Source organism: Treponema porcinum (assembly GCF_900167145.1).
Taxonomy (GTDB): Bacteria; Spirochaetota; Spirochaetia; order Treponematales; family Treponemataceae; genus Treponema_D; species Treponema_D porcinum.
This window is the reverse complement of record NZ_FUWG01000006.1, coordinates 116,718-137,453: the sequence shown is the minus strand read 5'-3', so window position 1 is coordinate 137,453 and position 20,736 is coordinate 116,718. Positions and strand designations below refer to the sequence as shown.

The window sequence follows — 20,736 nt, the reverse complement described above, 5'->3', positions numbered from 1 at the left end:
GATGATTTTATGCGTTTTCTGCGGCAAATTTTTTCATAAACTCAATAAGCGCCTTTACGCCGTCAAGCGTCATTGCGTTGTAGATAGAAGCGCGCATTCCGCCTACAAGACGGTGTCCTTTAAGGTTTACAAGACCTGCGGCCGCAGCTTCCTTTACGAATTTGTCGTTGATTTCCTTTTCTTTTGCAAGGCTTGCCTCGTCCGTTGCGCCCGTAGAATATTTTGTAAGGAAAGGAACGTTCATAAGCGAGCGGCTTCCCTTTTCCGTAGTTGCGTGATAGAAATCAGAAGAATCAAGGAAGCCGTACAAATAGTCTGCCTTTTCCTTGTTGCGCTTATACATTCCTTCTGCACCGCCGTTCTTTTCTATCCAGTGAAGAACTTTGTCTAGCACGTAGATTGTGTAGCACGGTGGAGTATTGTACATACTTCCGTTATCAGAGTGAGTTTTGTAAGAAAGCATTGTAGGAGTTCCTGCAAGCGGAGTTTCCGTAATCAAATCTTCGCGGATAATGACAAGCGTAACGCCTGCCGGAGCAAGATTTTTCTGAGCACCTGCAAACAGAAGTCCGAATTTGCTTACGTCAAGCGGCTCTGAAAGAACGCAGGAAGAAATATCTGCAACAAGCGGAATGTTTCCTGTATCAGGAATATACTCGTAGTGAGTTCCCATAATCGTATTGTTGAAGCAGATGTATACATAGTCGTAGTCACCTTCAACTTTCTGCACTTTAGGAATATAAGAAAAATTCCTGTCTTCGCTTGAAGCGATTACGTCAACTTTTATGCCGAGCTTTTTTGCCTCTGCGGCAGCTTTTTTTGCCCAGACGCCAGTATTGATGTATGCAGCCTTTCCTGTATGAATTCCAAGATTTTCTGCGACCATTGCAAACTGTGTGGAACCTCCGCCCTGAACAAAAAGCACCTTGTAATTGTCAGGAACGTTCATCAGCTTGCGAACCATTGCTTCTGCATCCTCGATAATAGGCTCATACGCCTTTGAGCGGTGGCTCATCTCCATCACGGACTGACCTGTTCCGTTGTAATCAAGCATTTCTGCAGCACATTCATTCAGGACTTCCTCAGGAAGACATGAAGGTCCGGCTGAAAAGTTGTACACACGACTCATTTTACACCTCTTAAATTTATTTTGCGGCGCACCATGATTTTTCAAGGCTGCCGTATTTTTTTTCAAAAAAAACCTAAGGAAACACTGAATAAATCCTATTGAGGATTTTTCAGTGTTAACCTTGAATGTAGCAAATTGCCGTAAGTCAATGACTTACGGCAATTTGACGGGAAGTGCTGAGTAATCGCTTCAAGTGTTAATCAGCACTTCCCTAAAAGACGGAAAAATTATCCCTGTACGTTCATAAGCGCCGTTACAGGAGAACAGTTTTCCACCCTCACAGAAGCCGGTACGTTCAGAACCGCCCTCGTATAATTCACAATGCCCCGTACTCCGGCGCGAACAAGCCGCTCCGTCATAAGAGGAACCTCTTTTTCTGCACAGCACAGAAGCGCATATTCAATTTTACGCTGCGGAACGACCGTTTCAATGCGGCTTGCAGGGTACAGTTCAAACGTAGAGCGCATAATTTCAAGGCGGTTTACGCTGGAATCAAATCCTGCTTCCACGGAAAATCCACTTTCCTCAAAAAAACTGTCGTCAAGAAGCGCAGCACCAAGCCGTCCCAATCCTACAATACAGCATTTCTTACGCGCATTACCGTCCGCCGGGCAAACGCCGCATACAGATGCAAGCACATTTTTCAAGGATTCAACGTCATAGCCGTTGGAAACACCCGGTGCACAGCCTGCAAAACTAAAGTCGCGGCGCACAAGAGAATCCTTGCAACCCAAAAAAGCACTTATATCCGCTGATGTAATCCTGCTTTTCTTCCAGCCAGAAAGAAACTGAAACACCTGGATAAGCCGCCGTCTTGTCGGCTCAGGAATTTTTTTCATTTAATGCCCTTATTATAAAAACGGACGGCAAGCGCAGCAATGACAATACAGCCGGTTCTGCCATAAAACAGCGTTATTTTGCCCAAAAGATGCCGTTTTTACCGTTTATTGTGATTTTTTTCACAGAGATAATCCCATAAGAACAAAAAAAAAGCAATGCCGGTAAAAGAATGGGAAAACGGTATTGCTTAAAATAAGGAGGACTGTTTTATCTGTCAAATTTTCGGTTGCCCAAAAACGCAACGGAAATACCTGACATCTGGCGGCTTGAATCGAAGTATGGTGATACTTCTTCTGCAAAAAGCCTGTCAAGCTTTTCGCGGTAAGCCATAATTTTGCCGACGTAAACCAAAGTTGACTGCGGCGTATTGTTTGAACGAACCTTTGTCGTTCCGGCGTTGTACATAGCCAGCGCCGTAACTTCATTTCCTGCAACGTTCATACAGAACCGCAGATGCGACATTCCGTATTTTGCGCTTACAGCAGGATTAAAGAAGTCATCTTCTTCAAGCTGCGGAAAAGACCTGTTGTTCAGCTGGAACAGACCGCGGTCAATCGACGCATTCTTGTTTTTATTAACCGCATTCACATTGTAACGGCTTTCGGTATACGCAAGCGCAAATGCAAGTGAAAGCGGAATATTATTTTTCTCGGCTTCCTCAAGGATAGCCATAGTTATATCCCTGTTTCCGGTAACATGGAGGTAGAACCATTCTACAGCTCCGCGCGAAGAAGGCTGACGGTAAAGTGCAAGACCTTCATCTCCGCTGACTGCCCTTGTCGCCGTAAATCCGGCTTCTTCAATCATTACGCCAAAATCGGCGGCAATTTCATTTTCCGTTTCAGTAGAAGCACTTACAACAGGAATTGATGAAGCAGTGTCTTTTGCAGGCAGAACGGCAGCCACGATTATTGCAACAACAAGCATCAGGCTGCAGAAGATTATCGAGTCGCGGCATGATTTACCGAATTCTGAAGTTTCCGGCTGTGTCATATCTGTACACTCCATAACTCCCTCGCTCATTCGCTTTCATCAGCATAATGACACATCAGTCAATTTAAATCAAGAGAAAATTCAACTTTTTTCTGTTTTTTTTTCAATTTTTATTGAAAACGTTGCGGTTTTTCGCAAATGGTTACATTCTGTATAAAACAAGACCGTTAAAAGAACTTTCCGCATCCAGATGCAGCTGCTCCATAAGCGCGCCGTCTGCAAAATACACATAATGCGAATGCTTTACGTTCATCTCGTTTACAAACCAGCGCGAATAGCCGTCCGCAGAAATTCCGGCAGAACCGTCGTTACGGATAAACTGTTCCGGCAGGGCAAAACCGATTACGCTTTCGCAGTCCTTTACGCGGCGCGCCGTATGCACCATCGCACTTATGAACGAACCGGCACTGTCTGCGTCAGAAAGGCTTTCCTCCGCCTCAGGAACAATAAACGCAAAGCGGCCGTTTTCCTCAAGTTTTTTTAGATATGTGCGGAGAGCGGCAAGAATTTCCTCATTGTATGCGCCCGGTTCAAGTTCCACAGAGTGCCAGGGAACTGTAACCGCCGTAACGGTATTTTTTCCGGAAGGAATTTCTGCCGTACCGGAAGCCGCTTTTTCCAGAGAAACGGCGTTCAGTTCCGATGTACTGAACGCAAGATTATCTTCAATGCGGACAAGAGAATTTTTCTCTGACCGGAACAAAGGATTCTGTTTCATATTTTACCCTGCCAAAAAAAAACAACGTTTAAGTTAAAAAAAAAGACCTTCGCGCCTACGCACAAAGGTCTGCAATCTCCAATCAGAATACAGCGCAAAAAGCGCGCCAACGGTCTGCTACTCAGTAAGAATTTTAATTACTTCAGCTTTATCCTGCGTACTTAAAATCTGCTGGCGTTTATCAGCACTTTTGAAAAGCAGGCTTACTTCAGCCAGGAACTGAAGGTGCGGACCTGTCTTGTTTACAGGTGACAGCGTCATAATGAATATGCGGCACGGTTCCTGATCCAAAGAATCGAAATCTACCGGATTGTCTGAAATACCGATGCAGGCAACCAAATCAGTTACTGAATCAGTTTTTCCGTGCGGTATTGCAATTCCATGCTTCATACCCGTAGACATCTTGCGCTCGCGGTCAAGAACGCATTCGCGGGCTCCGGCTTTATCAGTTACTTTGCCGGCCTTTACAAGAATGTCCAGCATTTCATCAATAATCTCTTCTTTTGTTGTACCTTGCAAATGAAGGTTTACAGTATCGGTAGTTAAAACAGTTCTCAAATCCATATATTACAGTTTATTTACAGATAGAAATTATGTCAAGGAAAAAGAACCGAAACTTTACGTAAATTTTATATACAAAGCATTTACAATTCCGATGCAAAACGCAGTCGCGCGGAAAGTTCTAAATTGCAGGACAATAGAAGCCGATACAGATAAAGTGATATAATGACTGTAAGTAAAAGACGGTATTTTTCCCATTACCAGGAGACAACTGATTCCATGGGAACGGAGATAGTATATCTCCCATGCAAGAAGATACTCTGTCTCCAGGTAAAGAGACAGTCTGCCTCCAGGCAGGGAAATGACTTTCTTACTTACGAATGCTTTTTGGAGATACTGTGAAAACTTCTGCACTATTCCAAAACACGATTTCCTCTTTCTTTTTGAAACGCGCCCGCACCGTAAAATATTGCGCGGTTTTTGCCGCATACGTTTTGTGTGCAATTGGAACGTGGGGAGCAGACTATACGTGGACAGGCGGAGGAACAGACTCAAACTGGACGAATGTGGGCAACTGGTATTCAGATTCTGGAAGCAGTTACCCGGGAACAGGCGATACGGCAATTTTTAAAGGAGATAAAGCAGTTACAGTAGATCTTGACGATGACATTGAAATTTCAAAACTTCAAACTGGAACTGGTGGCAGCTATACGGTCACCATAAACACAAACGGACACACACTGACTAGTTCATCATTTATTGTAAATGCAGAATACAGTGGCAGTTTTGATACAAACACTGTAATTACCGGGGGCGGAAGCGTAAAAACAAAGACCTTTGACTTTCCAGATAAAAATAACCACAATGTAACCATAAGTTCTGGAACAACACTTGAAATTTCAACAACTTTATATGGAAATGCTAATGACAACGGAAAATTAACCTTCAAAGGCAGCGGAACGCTTTATCTTCCTGCGTCGGGAGCAAATGTTGACTATGGAGAGTCAAAAATTACCTATGACCGTAGAACCGGACTGAAAGTACTGCCTTTGGGAGAACCAACGTATTATAAAGTAACGGCAACAGGACTAGACGATTTTCCTACAACTAACATAACGATAACGATTACAAGAAACGAAACAGATGACCCCAGCCTTGAACAAGTTAAGTACCCATATACATTTACCACAACAAATACTGGCGGAGGAACTTTCTCTTTTAATGGGCAGAACGGAGATTCAAACGGTTATCTTCCCATCGAACCGACAGCTACAGATAAAAAAGCGGAGTTCACTTTAAAATATTCAGAACCGGAAAATTTAGCTCCCGGCGACGGTTTTACGCTCACTATCCGCACTCCTGATAATTCAATGGAACTTGCAGTAATTTCTTATTATAAAGACAAGCCTAGATGGACAGGTGCAGAAAACTCAAGCTGGGAGAATGTGGCCAACTGGACTGGAATAACAAACATTTCTGAAATCACATCTACAAGTGAAATAACAATTAATTCCGGGGTTTCAAATTACCCTGAAATATCAGCTAATGTTTCTTTAAAATCTCTTACAATCACATCAAACGCAAAAGTCACAATGACAGGCGGAACGCTTACAGTAGACAAGCTTATATGCACAGGAAACAGTAACTTTACGGCAACAGGCGGAACGGTCGTTTTTGGAAATTCAGAGACTGATGCAGAATTTTCTGCGGACTACCCGGATAACTCGTCTTTTTGTAATGTAGAGATTACCGCCGGGAAAAATTTTACTTCATCAAATTCAATGACCGTAACCGAAAACTTTACGTCAAACGGAAATACAACGCTGTCTTCAGGAACGCTTACCGTTTCGGGAACGACAACTGTCAGTTCCGGTACAAAAATGAATGTAAAGAATGCAGACTTTGGCGGAAACGTTACGAATAACGGAGAAATCAGCTGCGGTGGCGGAGAAGTAACGTTTGGGAGTACATTAACTAACAACGGAACGATTACCGGTGGAAGCGGCGCAGTAACGTTCGGCGAAACGGTAAACAGCGGCGAAATAACGTGCAGTACGACAAGCACAATTTTTAACGGCGCAGTAACAGTTGAAGCCAGCGGAACGATTACAGGAACAGACGGCGCGGTATCGTTTGACGGAATTGTTACTAACGGTGGAACGATTACCGGCGGCGCAGGAGAAGTTTCGTTCGGGAGTACATTAACTAATGACGGAACTATTACCGGCGGAAGCGGAGAACTGCTCTTTTTAGAAAGCGTTACGAATGACGGAAAAATCACGGCAGGAAACAGCGTAAACGATACGGCGGCAGTCACTTTTTCCAAAAAATACGCAGGTACAGGCGGAACGCTCGTCGGTTCAGCCGCGGACAGCACATATATTGATTTTTATGAAGATGCTGAGTTCGGAACTGTTACGGTAAACAACAGTTCGCTTCGTTTTAGAGGAAGTACGGCTCAGACGCTTACGCCAAACGGTCAGTCCGTAAAGGCCGTCATCTTCGATAACACAGGCAAAACAACACTAAACGGCTCTCTTACGGCAAACGGACTTATAACTGTCAGCGGAATATTATCCTGCGGTTCTTTAAGCGCCATCACCGCAAACGCAGGACTTACAATAGAAAACACCGGAACTCTGAACGCAGGGGATTCAAAAATCACCTTATCGAACGGAACAGCATGGAATAACGGCGGAACTCTGAACGCAGGGAATTCAGAAATCACCTTATCAAACGGAACAGCATGGAATAACGGCGGAACGTTCAACTGCGGAACAGGAACAGTTATTGTTTCCGGCAGCGGTGCAACGATTTTGGGCAACAACACATTTTTTAATTTTAAATGCACAACCGCCGGAGCAACAGTTACATTTGAAGCCGGAAAAACGCAGACAGTATCCGAGAATTTCACTATTACCGGCAGTTCAGGAAACAAAGTACAATTAACGTCAACTACTACCACCGATTCATGGACTTTTGAAGCTGAAGCCAACAAGGTAAACGTTCAATACGCAGCAATTTCAAACTCAAATTCAAAATATGTCCTTGCTGGAACACCAAATTCCAGCACATGGACTGACAACGGCGGAAACACAAACTGGTTCAGCGCATCGTATATATGGAAAGGCACAGAAGACACGGACTGGGATAAAGCAGAAAACTGGACAGACACAAACGGACTGGCAGTTGCTGCTGCACCTCAAAAAGACAATAATGAAGTAGAAATCTCAATCGGAAAAGTTGATGAGCCGGCAACAAACACACTGGAAGTCAATTCAAACCTGACGTTAAAATCAATCACTGTCAAGTCCGGTTCTACAATAGACCTTGCAAGTTACAGCGTAACCGTCGATAGTTTTACAAACAACGGAACAGTCCGCCTGGATGGTACGCAGAGCATTACAGGAACGATGAAAAACGAGTTGGGCAGTACCGTAGAATATTACGGAACTATCGGCACATCGCTTCCCTGGGACGGCGATTCTTCACAGGATGGAAAAAATTACGAAAACCTTGTGTTTACAAACGGCGCAAGCACATCAGATACAGTCACAGTTTCCGGCACTACGACGATAAATACGGGAAGCGAAGACGTAAAGCTTTCCTCTACGGATAATATTTTTTCCGGCAAAATAACTGTCAGAAGCGGAGGCAAAGTTTCCATAACGGCAGCAACTACAGAAGAAATTAAAATAGCCGCAGGTGCAAAATGCAATTCGCTTGAAATCAACGGAAACACGGCGCTTCACGGAAACGTAACTACAACCGGCGCTCAAGACTACAACGGAAACGTTACGCTTTACGCAAATTCATCGCTTATTGCAAATTCAGGCGGAGCGGCACAGACAGTCACACTCGGAAAAGACTCAAATTCGCAAATAAAAACAAACGACACGGCGCAGACGCTTTCCGTCGGAACGGAATCCGTTTCCTCAAACTGCACTGTAAATGGAACGTTCAACGCACAGCTTACCTCGTTTACCGTATACGGCGAAACAACAGTTTCTGATGGCGGAGCGGTAACAGCCGGAACACAATCATACAACGGTGCTGTAACGGTTTTTGCAGGCGGAACGATTATAGGAACGGACGGAACAGCGGAATTCAAATCAACAGTTACTAACAACGGAACGATTACCGGCAGCAGTGGCGCAGTAACGTTTAACGGAAACGTTACGAATGACGGAAAAATCAGCGGTTCTACCGGCAGAATTACTTTCCGCGGAACATACGGAAGTTCTACCGCAACCGAAGCCACACCGGCAATTCTCACGGCATCTTCCGGCAATACATATTTTTCTTCTGACGCAGATTTTTCATACACAACGTTTACTGCAAACGGCGGAACAGTTGTGTTCAATTCTGCAACAGGGCAGACTCTTAAATTGACAAATGCAACGACATTCAATAACGTAATGCTGCCAGATGACGGCACAACATCTGTGCTTAAGGTTAATGGAACATTTAATATAAACGGCACATTAAAAACAAGCGCAAACAGAACGCTTGATATGCAGACTAACAATTCCGCCCTGAATGTCGTCGGAACAACTGACAATTCCGGAGAAATCAAGCTCGGCTCGCAACCGGCGCAATTTACAGGAGCAGTAACAAACAACGGAAAAATTACGGCTTCTGACGGAGCAGTAACGTTTGGCGAAACGACAAACAGCGGCGGAATAACGTGCAGTACGACAACTACAGTTTTTAACGGCGCGGTAACGGTTTCAGCCGGCGGAACAATTACAGGAACGGAAGGAACGGTAACGTTTGGTGGAAACGTTACGAATGACGGAGAAATCAACGGTTCTTCCGGTAAAATCACTTTCAGCGGAACATACGGTAGTTCTACCGCAACCGAAACCACCCCGGCAAAACTCACGGCATCTTCCGGCAACACGAATTTTTCTTCTGACGCAGATTTTTCATACACAACGTTTAATGCAAACGGCGGAATAGTTCTGTTCAGTTCTACGGAAACCACAGGGCAGACTCTTAAATTGGCAAATACAACGACATTCAATAAAATATCAATACAGACAAGCGCCGGCGGATTTACAGCAGAAGGAACAGAAAACGGAAAACTCATTGCAAACACACTGACATTAATCAACACAAATGCTGATGCAATTTTTAACGTTCCCATAAACGCAACAACTATTGAAATGAAAAATACAGCGGAAACGGCAGGCGCAGTAACGTTCAATAACGATGTTACGGCAGTTACAATTAACAACACCACAGACCATTCTGTCATTAACTTTGACATAACATTCAACGCGGCGACAACCGTTACAAACTCTGTAACATTCGGAACGACAGGAACGCTTACGCTCGGTAATAATACGGAAGACACGTTTACTTTTAAAGGCGGAATAACGCACACGAAAGGAAATACAACACTCAGCGGAAAAATCATCACGAACTCCTCGCCAGTCGTTCTTTCTTCTGACGCGAATATAAAAACACTCACGCTTACAGGTAATTCCACCATCCAGACAACAGGTGCAGTAGGAAATGAAACCGGAGCGGCAATTACGCTGGGAGCAGTTTCTGCTGTTTCATCAGTTTCTGGTGAGGAAAAAACTTTGTCACTGACAGGCGGAACTGGAAACATCACCGTATATGGTGCAGTTGGTTCAGAGAGTACAAAATTAGGAAACATCACCATAAAAGGCAATGACGTCACCCTGCAAAAACAAGTTACAACAAATGGAAAACTTTCCGTTACGCACAGCGGCATTTTCACCATAGCAGAAAAGGCAGACATCACCGCAGACAAAGGCTTTATTCAATACGGAACAGGAACTCTCGCCATCGGTGGAACGTCAAGTACCACAAGTATCACGACAAAAAACGCCCCGATTTCTTTCAATGGAAGCGGAACGCTCACCCTTAACGGCGACATCTTTCTCACATCATCCTCAGATACAGCAAATGGCGGCAACATCAACATAAATACACCGGTTGAACCCGCCGTCAATTCTGCACCGTGCCTTACCCTTTCCGCCGGAAAAGGCAACATCTATTTCAATTCAAAACTGAAAGCAAATAAAATTTCGGTAACGGCGGAAAAAATCACCCTTACCCAAACAGCAAAGCTTGATACGGCAGAAACAGCAGTCTTCTCAAACAGCGGCATTCTTCTCCTTGAACCCGGCTGTTCCATCGAAGCTTCCACAATCACACAGGACGGAAGCGGAGAAAACCAAATTGCCGGAACAATTACCGCACAGGAAATTATTTTAAAAAACAACACATATATATATAACGAAACAGAAATAAAACCAGGAACATTCACCGTATGTAATTTCACCGTAGGTAATGACACTACCCCTGCAGGCTTGGCAAACTTATATATCAGCGCACTTGAAGGCGAAAGTCCGGCGCAGGTTACATTCAATGCTGACGTTTCCATTCACGGAAACTACGCACTTTTTAATGGAACGGTTATCCAGAACGGAAACTTAACCGTAGACAAAGACATTATTTTGCTGAACGGAGATATTTCCACAATGTATAAAGACAGTTCAATCGGTGTTACAGATTTATTTGAATACACCGGACGGAACGGCTCTGTCATCGCCAAAAACTCTCTTTCAGCGTTCCCGAACGAAATGCCGGACGGAACAACAATAAATCACAACGGAAAATACATCTCAACATTCAGCATACTTCCAGGAATAACAATTTCCGCCGGGCAGAACTTCTATGACAACGGAACGGATCTTACTCCGATCGGCAGCTGGACTTTAAAACTAAAAGCAAACGACAAGGCAACGGACGCATTTGCCGAACTGTACAACGCAAAAATTGTACATTGTAAGGTATCACCAATCGACGGAGGCAAAGCCTTTCTTTCTGCCGCAGAAAACGGCACAGACGCAGACGGCAGAAACAATGACGGAGTTTTCTTCAGTCGCCCTGAAATTCTTGTACATAATGCCGCAAATGCAAAAGACACAGACGGAAACGCTAATTTAAGCGGAACTTATACTGTCTATGACAACGTTATCCGCGTGGAATTTGTAGACAGCATAACAAAACAGCCGCTAAAAATCGAAAATTCCAGTAATGAGATTTCTGCTGCTCTTGAACACATTAAATTCGGCTCCACATCAACATCGCAAAAAATCTTTGAAGGCGCGTATACAACGGCGGAATGTACCCAATCCACCGATGGAAAAGGCGATCTTTCCGTATTCTTCCTGAAAACCGCAAACTCTGACAAATGGAATACAGACGCAACTGGAATCTCCTCCGGTGCAAATGAAAGTACGGACTGGGACGGAACTCACCGTACCGCCATACCGTATCTGAACATTCCAAAAGCACTGGAGTCCGTCTGGCAGACGCTTCGTGACGAACATAAAAACAGAATATCACATTACTATACAGAGTCACCTCAACTTTCTTCCGTAAATGAAACTTCCGGCGCAACGTTTACCGCAACTGCCGACCTTTGCGCCCCTGTTCTTGTTGCCGTCCGCACTGGTCAGGAACTGCATACGAAAAATGACGGAACTGCAGAAAGCCAGCCTTTCTACGATTCGCATAATTTTATTGAACTGCAATACTCCGAGCCGGTAAACACAGGAAATATTCTCCTTACGTCCACTGAAGAAGAAACCGTGCAGAACACACAGGTTCAGGATGATTTTGGAAAAATAGACGGAACTTCCGGTAACGGACTTACTGTTTCTGGTCTTATAAAAACAGCCGCTGGAATGCTTAAGACCGGCTCTAACGGAACGGAAGACAACCTTGTCCATTCGCTCTACAGAAAATTCTCCGTAAATGCCGGAGAAGAAGACTCTTTTAACGCACACAGCCTTCGCATTTCTATTGCAGGTTACGTAGATAAAACTGTTTCTACCGTACGAGGTTCATTCAAACACTGGAAAGGCTACATTGACAGTGCAGAAACGCCGTCTGGAACTGTAACGCGCATTTCCTCTCCGCTTATCAAGGACTTCAACGGAAATGTACTAGAAGCCGCAGGAACTTCCGCCCATAAATTACCAGAACTGTCTGTCAGTTCAGAAGAATCTGAGTTGTACGGAAAATGGGATACTCTTCCGCCGGCTTTTGCAGTCTATAAGAACATAACAAATAATGAAGATACAGGATTTGAAGCAATCGGTACAAATGACACAGACAGCACCACACTGGACAGAATTGAATTCCACGTGTTTGACAACGAAACGAACGAGCCGGCCTGGTACATAAAGACAGGCTGGTGTTCCGAAAGCAAGTCACTGTTTACACCATTTTCGTATGCCGCAGATATATTCGGCGGAGCGCGTCCGTTCAGCACAGAAGAAAAAATCAGGACTTCTGGCGGACTCCGCTACGCATCGCTTTATAACAAATCGTCGTCTTTCTCTTACAAAATAAAAGGCAAACCCGATACATATTCATTTGGAAGTGATGAAATAACCGGCGGCGCAAAAGGCCTTGTATTCCGTACGCAGTCAGAAATCACTCATGCAACAGGAAGTGAGGACGGACTTTATTTTTCTGTCCATTTTGCAGATTCTTCAATTCCGCTAAAAACAACATTCGAAGTAACGTATAACGAAAACGGATTTGTAACGGATCTTGCCGGAAACAGAATGAAAAGCGGAACAGTTACCACAATAGACAGAACAGCACCTACGTTCAATATGAGCGTAGGTGCTGTTCCTGATGACAGCGGAAATACATACGAAGAACTATATATCATTTTCAACAAAAAACTGAACACTGATGCCGTAACAGTCTACAACAATGACGGAACGACGGAAACAAAACAGTTCTCCGAAGCATTGCGCGAGTCGCTTCGTTTTGTAGATTCCAAAACACAACTTCCGGTATCAGACATTTTCGTAAGTACGGAAAAAGATGTAGATGTCGTGTTCAAAAATGATAATTTTACCGGTCTTAAAATTCCTTTGAACCGCTCACTAACATACGGCGACATAAAAAATCTTTGGATTCAGGCATTCACGGGAAAAACGTCTGTTGATCCGCTTTCAGGCGTAGAGAATGCAAACATAACCTACATTCAGGATACGCTCGGAAACTGTCTTCCGTATAAATCTGCCCACGCAATAAGCGATTTTGCAATCAACATAGTAAATCCAATCTATGCGTATGATGCGCGGACAACGGAAGACGGAGCGTTTTTCTCACAGCAGATGTATCAGGACGGAAGCTGGGCAGTCCACGACTGGAACGCAGAACAGAAAAACTACGGTACTCTTTCTGCCGGTTACGATTTGTTCATAGAAGCAAATCTGTCTGACGAAAACGGAGAAGCACCGGCTGACACAACTGTATTTGCATATTTTGACTCAACGCCGGATACACAGGCTGTTTCCGTCACATACAACGAGAATATCTCCGGCACAGGACTTTCTTCCTGGCGGGTATGGCTTCCGAATTTCATAGCCGCTTCGTCCGCCACGCAGGAACGTTCTCCAATATTCAAGGCTCTTTCACCTCAGAATAACGTAATGTCAAAGCAAACTGTTCTGGCAGGAATTAAAGGGGAAATGCCGGCTGATGCAAAGACGGAAAACGAAATGCGATTTTCACTGAACAGCACCACAATGGAAAATGCAGGCTGGAAAAGCGGAGACCAGATTTCCTTCCTCTTTGCCCTTTCGGACGCCAACAACAATCCGGTAAAAATATGCCACGCCCCGGAATACGATTCCCTCACCGACACCTACACAACGGAAGAAAGTCCGCTGTTTGCGCTACGTCTTAAAAACAGCGGTTACCTTACTTCTGTAGATTTGTGGTCATTTAAATTGCAGGACATTACAAAACAACGCGGCGGTGTTACGATTTTCAACAACGTAATTAATGCAGCAAACGGAGAAAAAACTGTCGTTCAGGTAAATATGCCGTCTGGCGGAACCCTAAACGTAATTGTAATGACGCTTGACGGAAATATTGTAAAATACTTGCAGCACGGAGAAGCATCTCAGGGCGAACACAATTATACTTGGGACGGAACAACTAAGAGCGGAAAGAAAGTTGCACGCGGACTGTACTTTATACGCGTATTCGGAAACGGCATAGACGAAACGCGAAAAGTTATGGTCGTAAAATAAAAGGCGGAATACAGTAGTGCGCTACATTTTTACGAATGCTGCCTGCGCCGTAAAAGACGCATTTCCTCCTGCTGTTTCCCGGCGGTTTGAACCGAAAAAAGTATTACAACAGGTGCATTCATCAAGAATTACAATATTCTCCGGCAAAATACCGCATTTTTCAAGAACCATAAGGTTCGCTTTTTCAAGGGAAAGCCTGTACACCCTGCCAGAACCTGTATTCCATCTGGAAACAGCTTCCGACGCACCGGAACAAAGCGTTTCCTCCGCACCAATAAGCGCGCAGCACTCTTCCCCGAATTCCTGCATAAAATACGCGGCGCGTTCTTCGCCCACAATATAGCAGCAGTTGTGAATATGCGCGCCAATTGCCACACACACATCTGAATTTTCTGCGCCCCAGCGTTCTTTCAGCCGGTGCACTGCTTCACCTACAATCCCGGTTCCTTTCCACCCGGAATGAACTGCACCAAAAGCACCGGAAACACTGTCAAAAATATACAGCGGAACGCAGTCTGCAACTGTTACTACCGGCATAAGCTGCGGATTAGCTGTAACAATTCCGTCGCCTGTTTTCCCGTTCGTGTCGTATGCGTTTTCTACCTCATAAACGATTTTTGAATGGATAAGCTCGACCGGCACAACGGAACGCGCGCCGGCAATTTTTGAAAGCACCCTGTCACGGAACGGATTATTTTCGTTCCACCTGAAGCGCATTGAGCCTGCGAAACGAAGTGTCATTCCCCATCGCGGAGAATATTCCTTTCCCTGTGGTGAACGCCACACATCTATCGGCGCGCCGCCTTTATAAAACGGCAATGAAACAAATTCCGCCGGATTTTCTGCATCTCCGCCGGAAAAATCAGAAAGTTTAAGACGAATCACAAAATCACCTGCTCATAGAATTTTTACAGGCAAGGAACATAACTGACACGCCGAAGAAAATCACCAGATACAGGAACAGTCCTGCAAAAACAACTGAAGTCTGACCGCAGATGCTCATAAGACTGTAATTTATCATACGGAACACAAAATGAGAAAGATAATATGCGCACAGAAGAACAAAACTTAAAAGCGGAAAAACTATAATCCACTTAAATTTAAATACACCATCCGCACTGATTCTTCCGTGCCAGGCACCTATTCCCACGCATACCATACAGATAAGCATAAAAAGCGGATATAAAAGCCTGTTTACAAGCGTCTGCCGGAAAACTTCTTCTACAAATCCGTATTTTTCTGCCTTCGGCACAAAACGGTACACTTCCTGAAGCCCCATAGATTCAACGCCGCCGGAAACGCTTTTCAAAAGCGAAAAATCAGTAAATTCCACAGGAAGAATTATAAAGCCGTCCTTTGCAGACGGAGAGTCGCCCTTAAGCACCTGAGGCGTATGAATTTCCCCCTCACGGTTTCTGTCCACGGAATTAAGGAGGATATACGGCACATACTTTATTCCGTCCGCAATGCCGAATTCTTTTTTAAGTTCATCGTCAAAAAGTTCTGTAGAAACAGCCGTCATTTTTGCATACGGCGTATAAGAACCGGAAATATAGTTTCCTTCAAAATCAAGCGTATACACCGAAAGTCCCCGCAGATATTGAATGAGTCCGTTTTTCGTTCCGGTATTAGTTACGCCTTTTATAAAATAAACCGTCACACCACCGTCCTGACCGGTAATCTTAAAATAAATGTTTCCGGCAGACTCAAATCCCTGAAGATTTACAGTTTCGTCGGTAAAAAAATACTGGTTTTGAAGCCGCTCTTCCGCAATCTCAAGGTATCTTACAACATCAGGGTCAAGAGATATTTTCTTAGACGAAAGCGAAAGCATTTTGAAAATGTAATACGCCTTAAGGTTATCCTGCTCCATAAGCGCATTATACCCGGAAAGTTTCTGCGCAAAAATTTTCTGCTCGTCCGTAGTCCCGGCTTCTTTTGCCTGAGAAATATGATTCCACGCATCGGCAGAAATGTGCTTCAGTTCCGCACAGTTTATATCTCTTGGCGATATGGCAGAAAGAGCCGTCTGCGAATAATAATGCGCCCCGAACCAGTCTTCCATAGCGACACATTCCCTAGCCTTTTTCAAAAGCGAAAAAGTCGTAAACGGCTCGTCATAAGAAGAATGAACAATTTTCTGTTTGTAGCCGTAATCTACTTCGCCTTTCCCGGAAGAAAGAATACGCGCAATGCCGGCAGCATCAACAGTTTTTTCTTCCTGATAAAGCTGCCTGCACGCAACCTCTGCTTTATCCAGAAGCTGCGCACATTCTCCGTCAGAAGAATCTATCTCATATGCCATTTTTGCAAATTCATACGAAAGGCTGTATCTTCCCTGACTGTACAATCCCTCCGCAAAATTCAGATATTCCTTATGAAGCGACGGCAGCTGGCTGTAACGGTTCATTAAACCGTTTATTCCAGGAAGGGCAACCTCTACCGCCATAGAAATAATGAAAACAGCTGCAAGGCTGCCTGTAATGACCTTTTTGTACCGCGAGAACATCGCAGGAGAAAACCGGAGCAGACTTCCGTCCGGGTGCACTCCAAAATCAAGCGACCAGCCGATTAAAAATCCTGTTTCAAGAACAGCAGGCATTACGGAACAGAATATTCTAAGTCCGTATAAAAAACGATACATTCCTGACGTTGAAGAAATCAGCACAGGAACATAAGGAAGCACAAATCCAAGGACAATGCAGCATACAAATGAAAAAATAAAAAAACTGACCGTTACAAGCGTTACTTTTTTAACTTTCATAACCACCCCTGTCCTGCTGCCTGCGTTTTGTAACTGCCGTAACAGAACATCCGATACAGATAACTGCAACGGCCGCCGCCACATTCAGAATGCACAACGGAATATCAATGTTTCTGGAAGAAAAAAACGCAAGCCTTCCGTTTCCATACAGCGCATTTTTCAGAAAAGTCCGCATTCCTGCAAAACCAGAATAGTACAGACTGTTGAAAACAAGGATTATCATATTGGTAAGTACAACGGCAAGATAATTTACCATACGCCAGGTACTCATTTTTATATAAGAATAAGATGAAGCAAGCGCAAGGCACAAAGAACAGAAGCACGCCCAGGCAATAATTCCGTTCTGCCAGGCATCTTCCGCCGCCTTAAGAATATTATCTATGCACCCGATTATTTCATACGGGATATCGTTAAGTGACTCCTTTACGCACGAATCCCTGAACGGAAACGCATTTTTATAAAAATCACTATTTTCCGACACGTCAAGCTTCATAAATCCGCCTGATTTATCAGGATTTTCAGGAGAATGCAGCAGCATAACGTCTGCCACTTTGTTTTCAGACTCATCAGTAAAATAGTAAACGGCTTCTGCAGACTTTCTGAAATATCCGCCGGAAAGCGGAATTTCACCTGTATTAAGCAGGATACTTCCGTTACCGCAAGCGGATTTTTTTCCCGTTTCCGCAAGCGGATATAAAATTCCCCACGAAAAAGCGCACATCAACGCAAACGAAATGACGCTCCACACAGGATTATACAAATGCCTGATTTTATAAACTGCCAGAAGAAGCGGCACGCACAGAAGGACAAGCGGAACTGACTGAAAAAATGCGGCCAGCACTATTTCTTTTGCAGGATGGAACATATTTCCGGTAACAAAATGCGTACAGCCGATATACTGAACATATACAAACGTGGCGCAAAAGCATCCTGCAATCAGTATGAACAGATAATACAAAATAAAATCAATTCTTTTTTTCATAAAATATCCCGTTATCCGCACCGTGATTATAGAACGCTTCGCATGCATAAAACGAGCTGCCCGGAATATATTTATATATCGCAGCAGCCCGCAAGAAAAGATATAAGATTTCTTTTATTCTTCCCACTCTATGTTAACGATAACATTTCCCGGCATCGTGCCTGATGCAGAACCGGAAGAACTGGAGGAAATGTTGCTTTCCAAACCGGAAATATTTACTCCCTCACTGTCTGCAAGAGATGCTACACCCTTAGAAAAATCATTCCGCGCAGTAGAACCGGCAGTTATAGGTTTTGACGGTCTGGCAGACGTAGAGTCACTAAAATTAGTGGACTGTCCGGCAGAAACAAGAACGCCCTTTGGCAATGCCGGATTTATATCAGAAGAAGACGTAAATGGCGTTGACGAGCCTTCCGCAGGAAGATTGTCTTTTACATTACCTTCTGACTCATACTCTCTGTCTGCCGGCTTTGAAATTCCCAAATCACGGACTGGATTTACCAGCCGGGCAGGAACTACAGCAACAGCACCGTCAAAACAGCGTATTTCATTTCCTGCAAATATAAATTCCGTTCCGCGTACACTAGCGACTGCTATCGGATTACGCACAGTGTAGCTGACACGCTTGTTTTCCGAATGGTTGACCGTAGAACGAACTGCACCCGTGTTCAGGAATACGGAAACATCGTCTTTTGTATCAGACGTTGCAAGTTTTTCCAGCGTAATTCTTGTCAAAGGACCAAGCTTCATTACAGAGCCTTTATATTTGATTATCGCCTCAGATTTAAAACCTGTAGAAATGACTTCTCCCTCACGGACAACCTCATTTTCAGTCAGAGCAACCCACACATTGTTCCGGCTTACCTCAACTTTTCCTACGGCAGAAACAACAGTTGCCGTATTTGCATACAAAGCCGCTGAACAAAGCACGAACAAAACCCCTAATGATTTTCTTAAAACAGAAAAATTCATACAATACCTCCGAAACATTAGAATGCAATAACAGCCTTTACAGAAAGCGTAGTCTTGCTGTTATCTGAATCATCACCTATGAACTGAGAGGCAGACAAACCAAGCTGAACATCGTAAAAGATATTCCACAGTAAGTCAGCACTCAACTGCATTCCGAAATATTCAACGGAACTGTCAGGACATTCAAACAGAACCGCTCCGCCTAAAGACGCATACAGTACACCGGCAAACACATTTGAAAGCTGTAATCCGCCCGTTACCATTGACGAATACTCAAGGTCAGCAAACCGCGTAGAAACAGCCGTCATAGAAGTAAATCCGCTGAAAGCAGAGAGAGAACCTTGCTTACCGGATGCATACGTACCGTACAGTCTTATGCCGAAATTTCCGGCTGGATTTAAATCAAACGACAGCGAAGAAAAATTCATCAGACTGTCAAAATTCTTCGTACCGAAAACAGTCTTTACATTATATGAAAGATTGCGCAGAAGGTAACCGTCCAGCCCCAGCATTCCGTAATAACGATTGCAGTCATCGCCGTTTAAGTCAGCAAAACCCCAGCCCTCAAGACTGATATGCTGATTTCCGAAAACGGACGGGAATGCAAAGGAAAATCCAAACGGCAGATATTTTGGTGCAAATGCATAAAAATCGTCGTCACTTTCCTCATACTCCGTATCTGCCGGAGTAAGAATTGTAACTTCCTTTGCATTCAAAAGACCTGTATATCCTGCAAAAATGTTGAAATCTACTGTCTGGCTTGAAACCTTAAAATTCAGTCCGTCCGCCGGCTGATTAAAAATAATTCCCGTAAAATCAGAAACAGGAAAACGCCCTGCAGAAAGAGAAATCATATTTCCGTTTCCTGCCATCCATCCGGCAGAAAGCTTTAAAAGATTACAATTAATAACATTTTCAAACTCTTCATCGGCAGTTTCCGTATCATCGTATGTAAATTTGTAATACGCTTCTGCCGCAACGTATACGGAATTCGTCCTGTTAAGCGGAATGTTCATCCAAAGACCGACAGTATCTGACTGCTTAAGTTTAAGGTCATCTGCTTTTCCCATAAACGACGTATCGTTTGCAATTTTTCCGCCCCATTCAACAGCAAAAAATGAAGCCGTACCTGCAATTAAAGCGGCAGCGGTACACAGTAATCTTTTCATTGCGCATCTCCTTTTTTTGCCGCGGACGCATAGCGAATATCACCCATCGTGTAAATATTCAGAATATCCGTTCCGCCCGGAATCATACCGGGATCAATTTTTGCAGGAATAATTCCGTCTGCCTTGAACTGTTTGAACGCATAACGACCGCTCTTTCCTGACAGCCTGTAGAACAATCCGCCTTTTATATTCCAAAATCCGACAAAAATACGTGATGCCTGTTCATAAGTAATAAACGTATTTTCGTCAACACCTGCAGGAAGATAGCCCAGTTCAAAAAAGGCATTTACCGCATCAGTTTCAGATGCATCTTCAGAAACAAGGTTCTGATAGATTGCAGAAAAATAGCAGAACTGCCCGAAAGTAACTTTCTCAGAAGAAATCAATTCAGTAATAAAATCAGCAGACTGCGCAAACAACGTACAGGAAACATACAGCGAAATCAGTACCAAAATAATTTTTTTCATAGCACTCCACTTATAAGAATAGTAATTATTATTTCCGCAAAAGCGGTTATCAAGCCGAAACTGTTGATTAGAAAAAATAGCACACTGTAATTTCT

12 protein-coding genes are annotated in these 20,736 nt (G+C 43.9%); 1 reads left to right on the top strand and 11 read right to left on the bottom strand.

The features are described from left to right. Positions 1 to 7: 7 nt before the first annotated feature. The 5 genes from serC to B5D55_RS05140 all read right to left on the bottom strand — a co-directional run bounded on the left by serC (position 8) and on the right by B5D55_RS05140 (position 4,244). On the bottom strand, positions 8 to 1,129 hold the full coding sequence (gene serC, locus B5D55_RS05160; RefSeq protein WP_078932942.1) for a 3-phosphoserine/phosphohydroxythreonine transaminase: 1,122 nt from the start codon (positions 1,127 to 1,129) through the stop codon (positions 8 to 10). Positions 1,130 to 1,356: 227 nt separating this feature from the next. Next, positions 1,357 to 1,968, bottom strand: coding sequence for a winged-helix domain-containing protein (locus B5D55_RS05155; RefSeq protein WP_078932941.1), 612 nt, complete (start codon positions 1,966 to 1,968; stop codon positions 1,357 to 1,359). Between the two features lie 208 nt (positions 1,969 to 2,176). Next, positions 2,177 to 2,977, bottom strand: coding sequence for a transglycosylase SLT domain-containing protein (locus B5D55_RS05150; RefSeq protein ID WP_234975378.1), 801 nt, complete (start codon positions 2,975 to 2,977; stop codon positions 2,177 to 2,179). Positions 2,978 to 3,104: 127 nt separating this feature from the next. After that, positions 3,105 to 3,680: a hypothetical protein gene (locus B5D55_RS05145; RefSeq protein ID WP_078932939.1), complete on the bottom strand. Its 576-nt coding sequence runs from the start codon at positions 3,678 to 3,680 to the stop codon at positions 3,105 to 3,107. A 117-nt stretch (positions 3,681 to 3,797) separates the two neighbouring features. Beyond that, positions 3,798 to 4,244, bottom strand: coding sequence for a PTS sugar transporter subunit IIA (locus tag B5D55_RS05140; protein ID WP_078932938.1), 447 nt, complete (start codon positions 4,242 to 4,244; stop codon positions 3,798 to 3,800). 335 nt (positions 4,245 to 4,579) lie between these two features. Between B5D55_RS05140 and B5D55_RS05135 the strand changes: the two genes are divergently transcribed. After that, on the top strand, positions 4,580 to 14,287 hold the full coding sequence (locus B5D55_RS05135; RefSeq protein WP_143593202.1) for a FlgD immunoglobulin-like domain containing protein: 9,708 nt from the start codon (positions 4,580 to 4,582) through the stop codon (positions 14,285 to 14,287). Positions 14,288 to 14,308: 21 nt separating this feature from the next. Here the strand turns inward: B5D55_RS05135 and B5D55_RS05130 are convergent, their stop codons facing one another. From B5D55_RS05130 to B5D55_RS05105, 6 genes are all read right to left on the bottom strand, one after another. After that, complete coding sequence (locus B5D55_RS05130; RefSeq protein WP_078932936.1) at positions 14,309 to 15,172, bottom strand: purine nucleoside phosphorylase YfiH/LACC1 family protein; 864 nt, start codon at positions 15,170 to 15,172, stop codon at positions 14,309 to 14,311. Between the two features lie 4 nt (positions 15,173 to 15,176). Further along, positions 15,177 to 17,051, bottom strand: coding sequence for a hypothetical protein (locus B5D55_RS05125; RefSeq protein WP_078932931.1), 1,875 nt, complete (start codon positions 17,049 to 17,051; stop codon positions 15,177 to 15,179). After that, a complete protein-coding gene (locus B5D55_RS05120; protein ID WP_078932929.1) occupies positions 17,041 to 18,033 on the bottom strand; it encodes a hypothetical protein in 993 nt (330 codons plus the stop codon). Before B5D55_RS05120 ends, B5D55_RS05125 begins: the two co-directional genes overlap by 11 nt. A 114-nt stretch (positions 18,034 to 18,147) precedes the next feature. After that, on the bottom strand, positions 18,148 to 19,005 hold the full coding sequence (locus tag B5D55_RS05115) for a FecR family protein (protein ID WP_159446160.1): 858 nt from the start codon (positions 19,003 to 19,005) through the stop codon (positions 18,148 to 18,150). Positions 19,006 to 19,022: 17 nt separating this feature from the next. After that, complete coding sequence (locus B5D55_RS05110) at positions 19,023 to 20,174, bottom strand: hypothetical protein (RefSeq protein WP_078932927.1); 1,152 nt, start codon at positions 20,172 to 20,174, stop codon at positions 19,023 to 19,025. Then, positions 20,171 to 20,641: a hypothetical protein gene (locus tag B5D55_RS05105; protein WP_078932926.1), complete on the bottom strand. Its 471-nt coding sequence runs from the start codon at positions 20,639 to 20,641 to the stop codon at positions 20,171 to 20,173. The genes B5D55_RS05110 and B5D55_RS05105 overlap by 4 nt, the downstream gene beginning before the upstream one ends. Between the last annotated feature and the right edge of the window lie 95 nt (positions 20,642 to 20,736).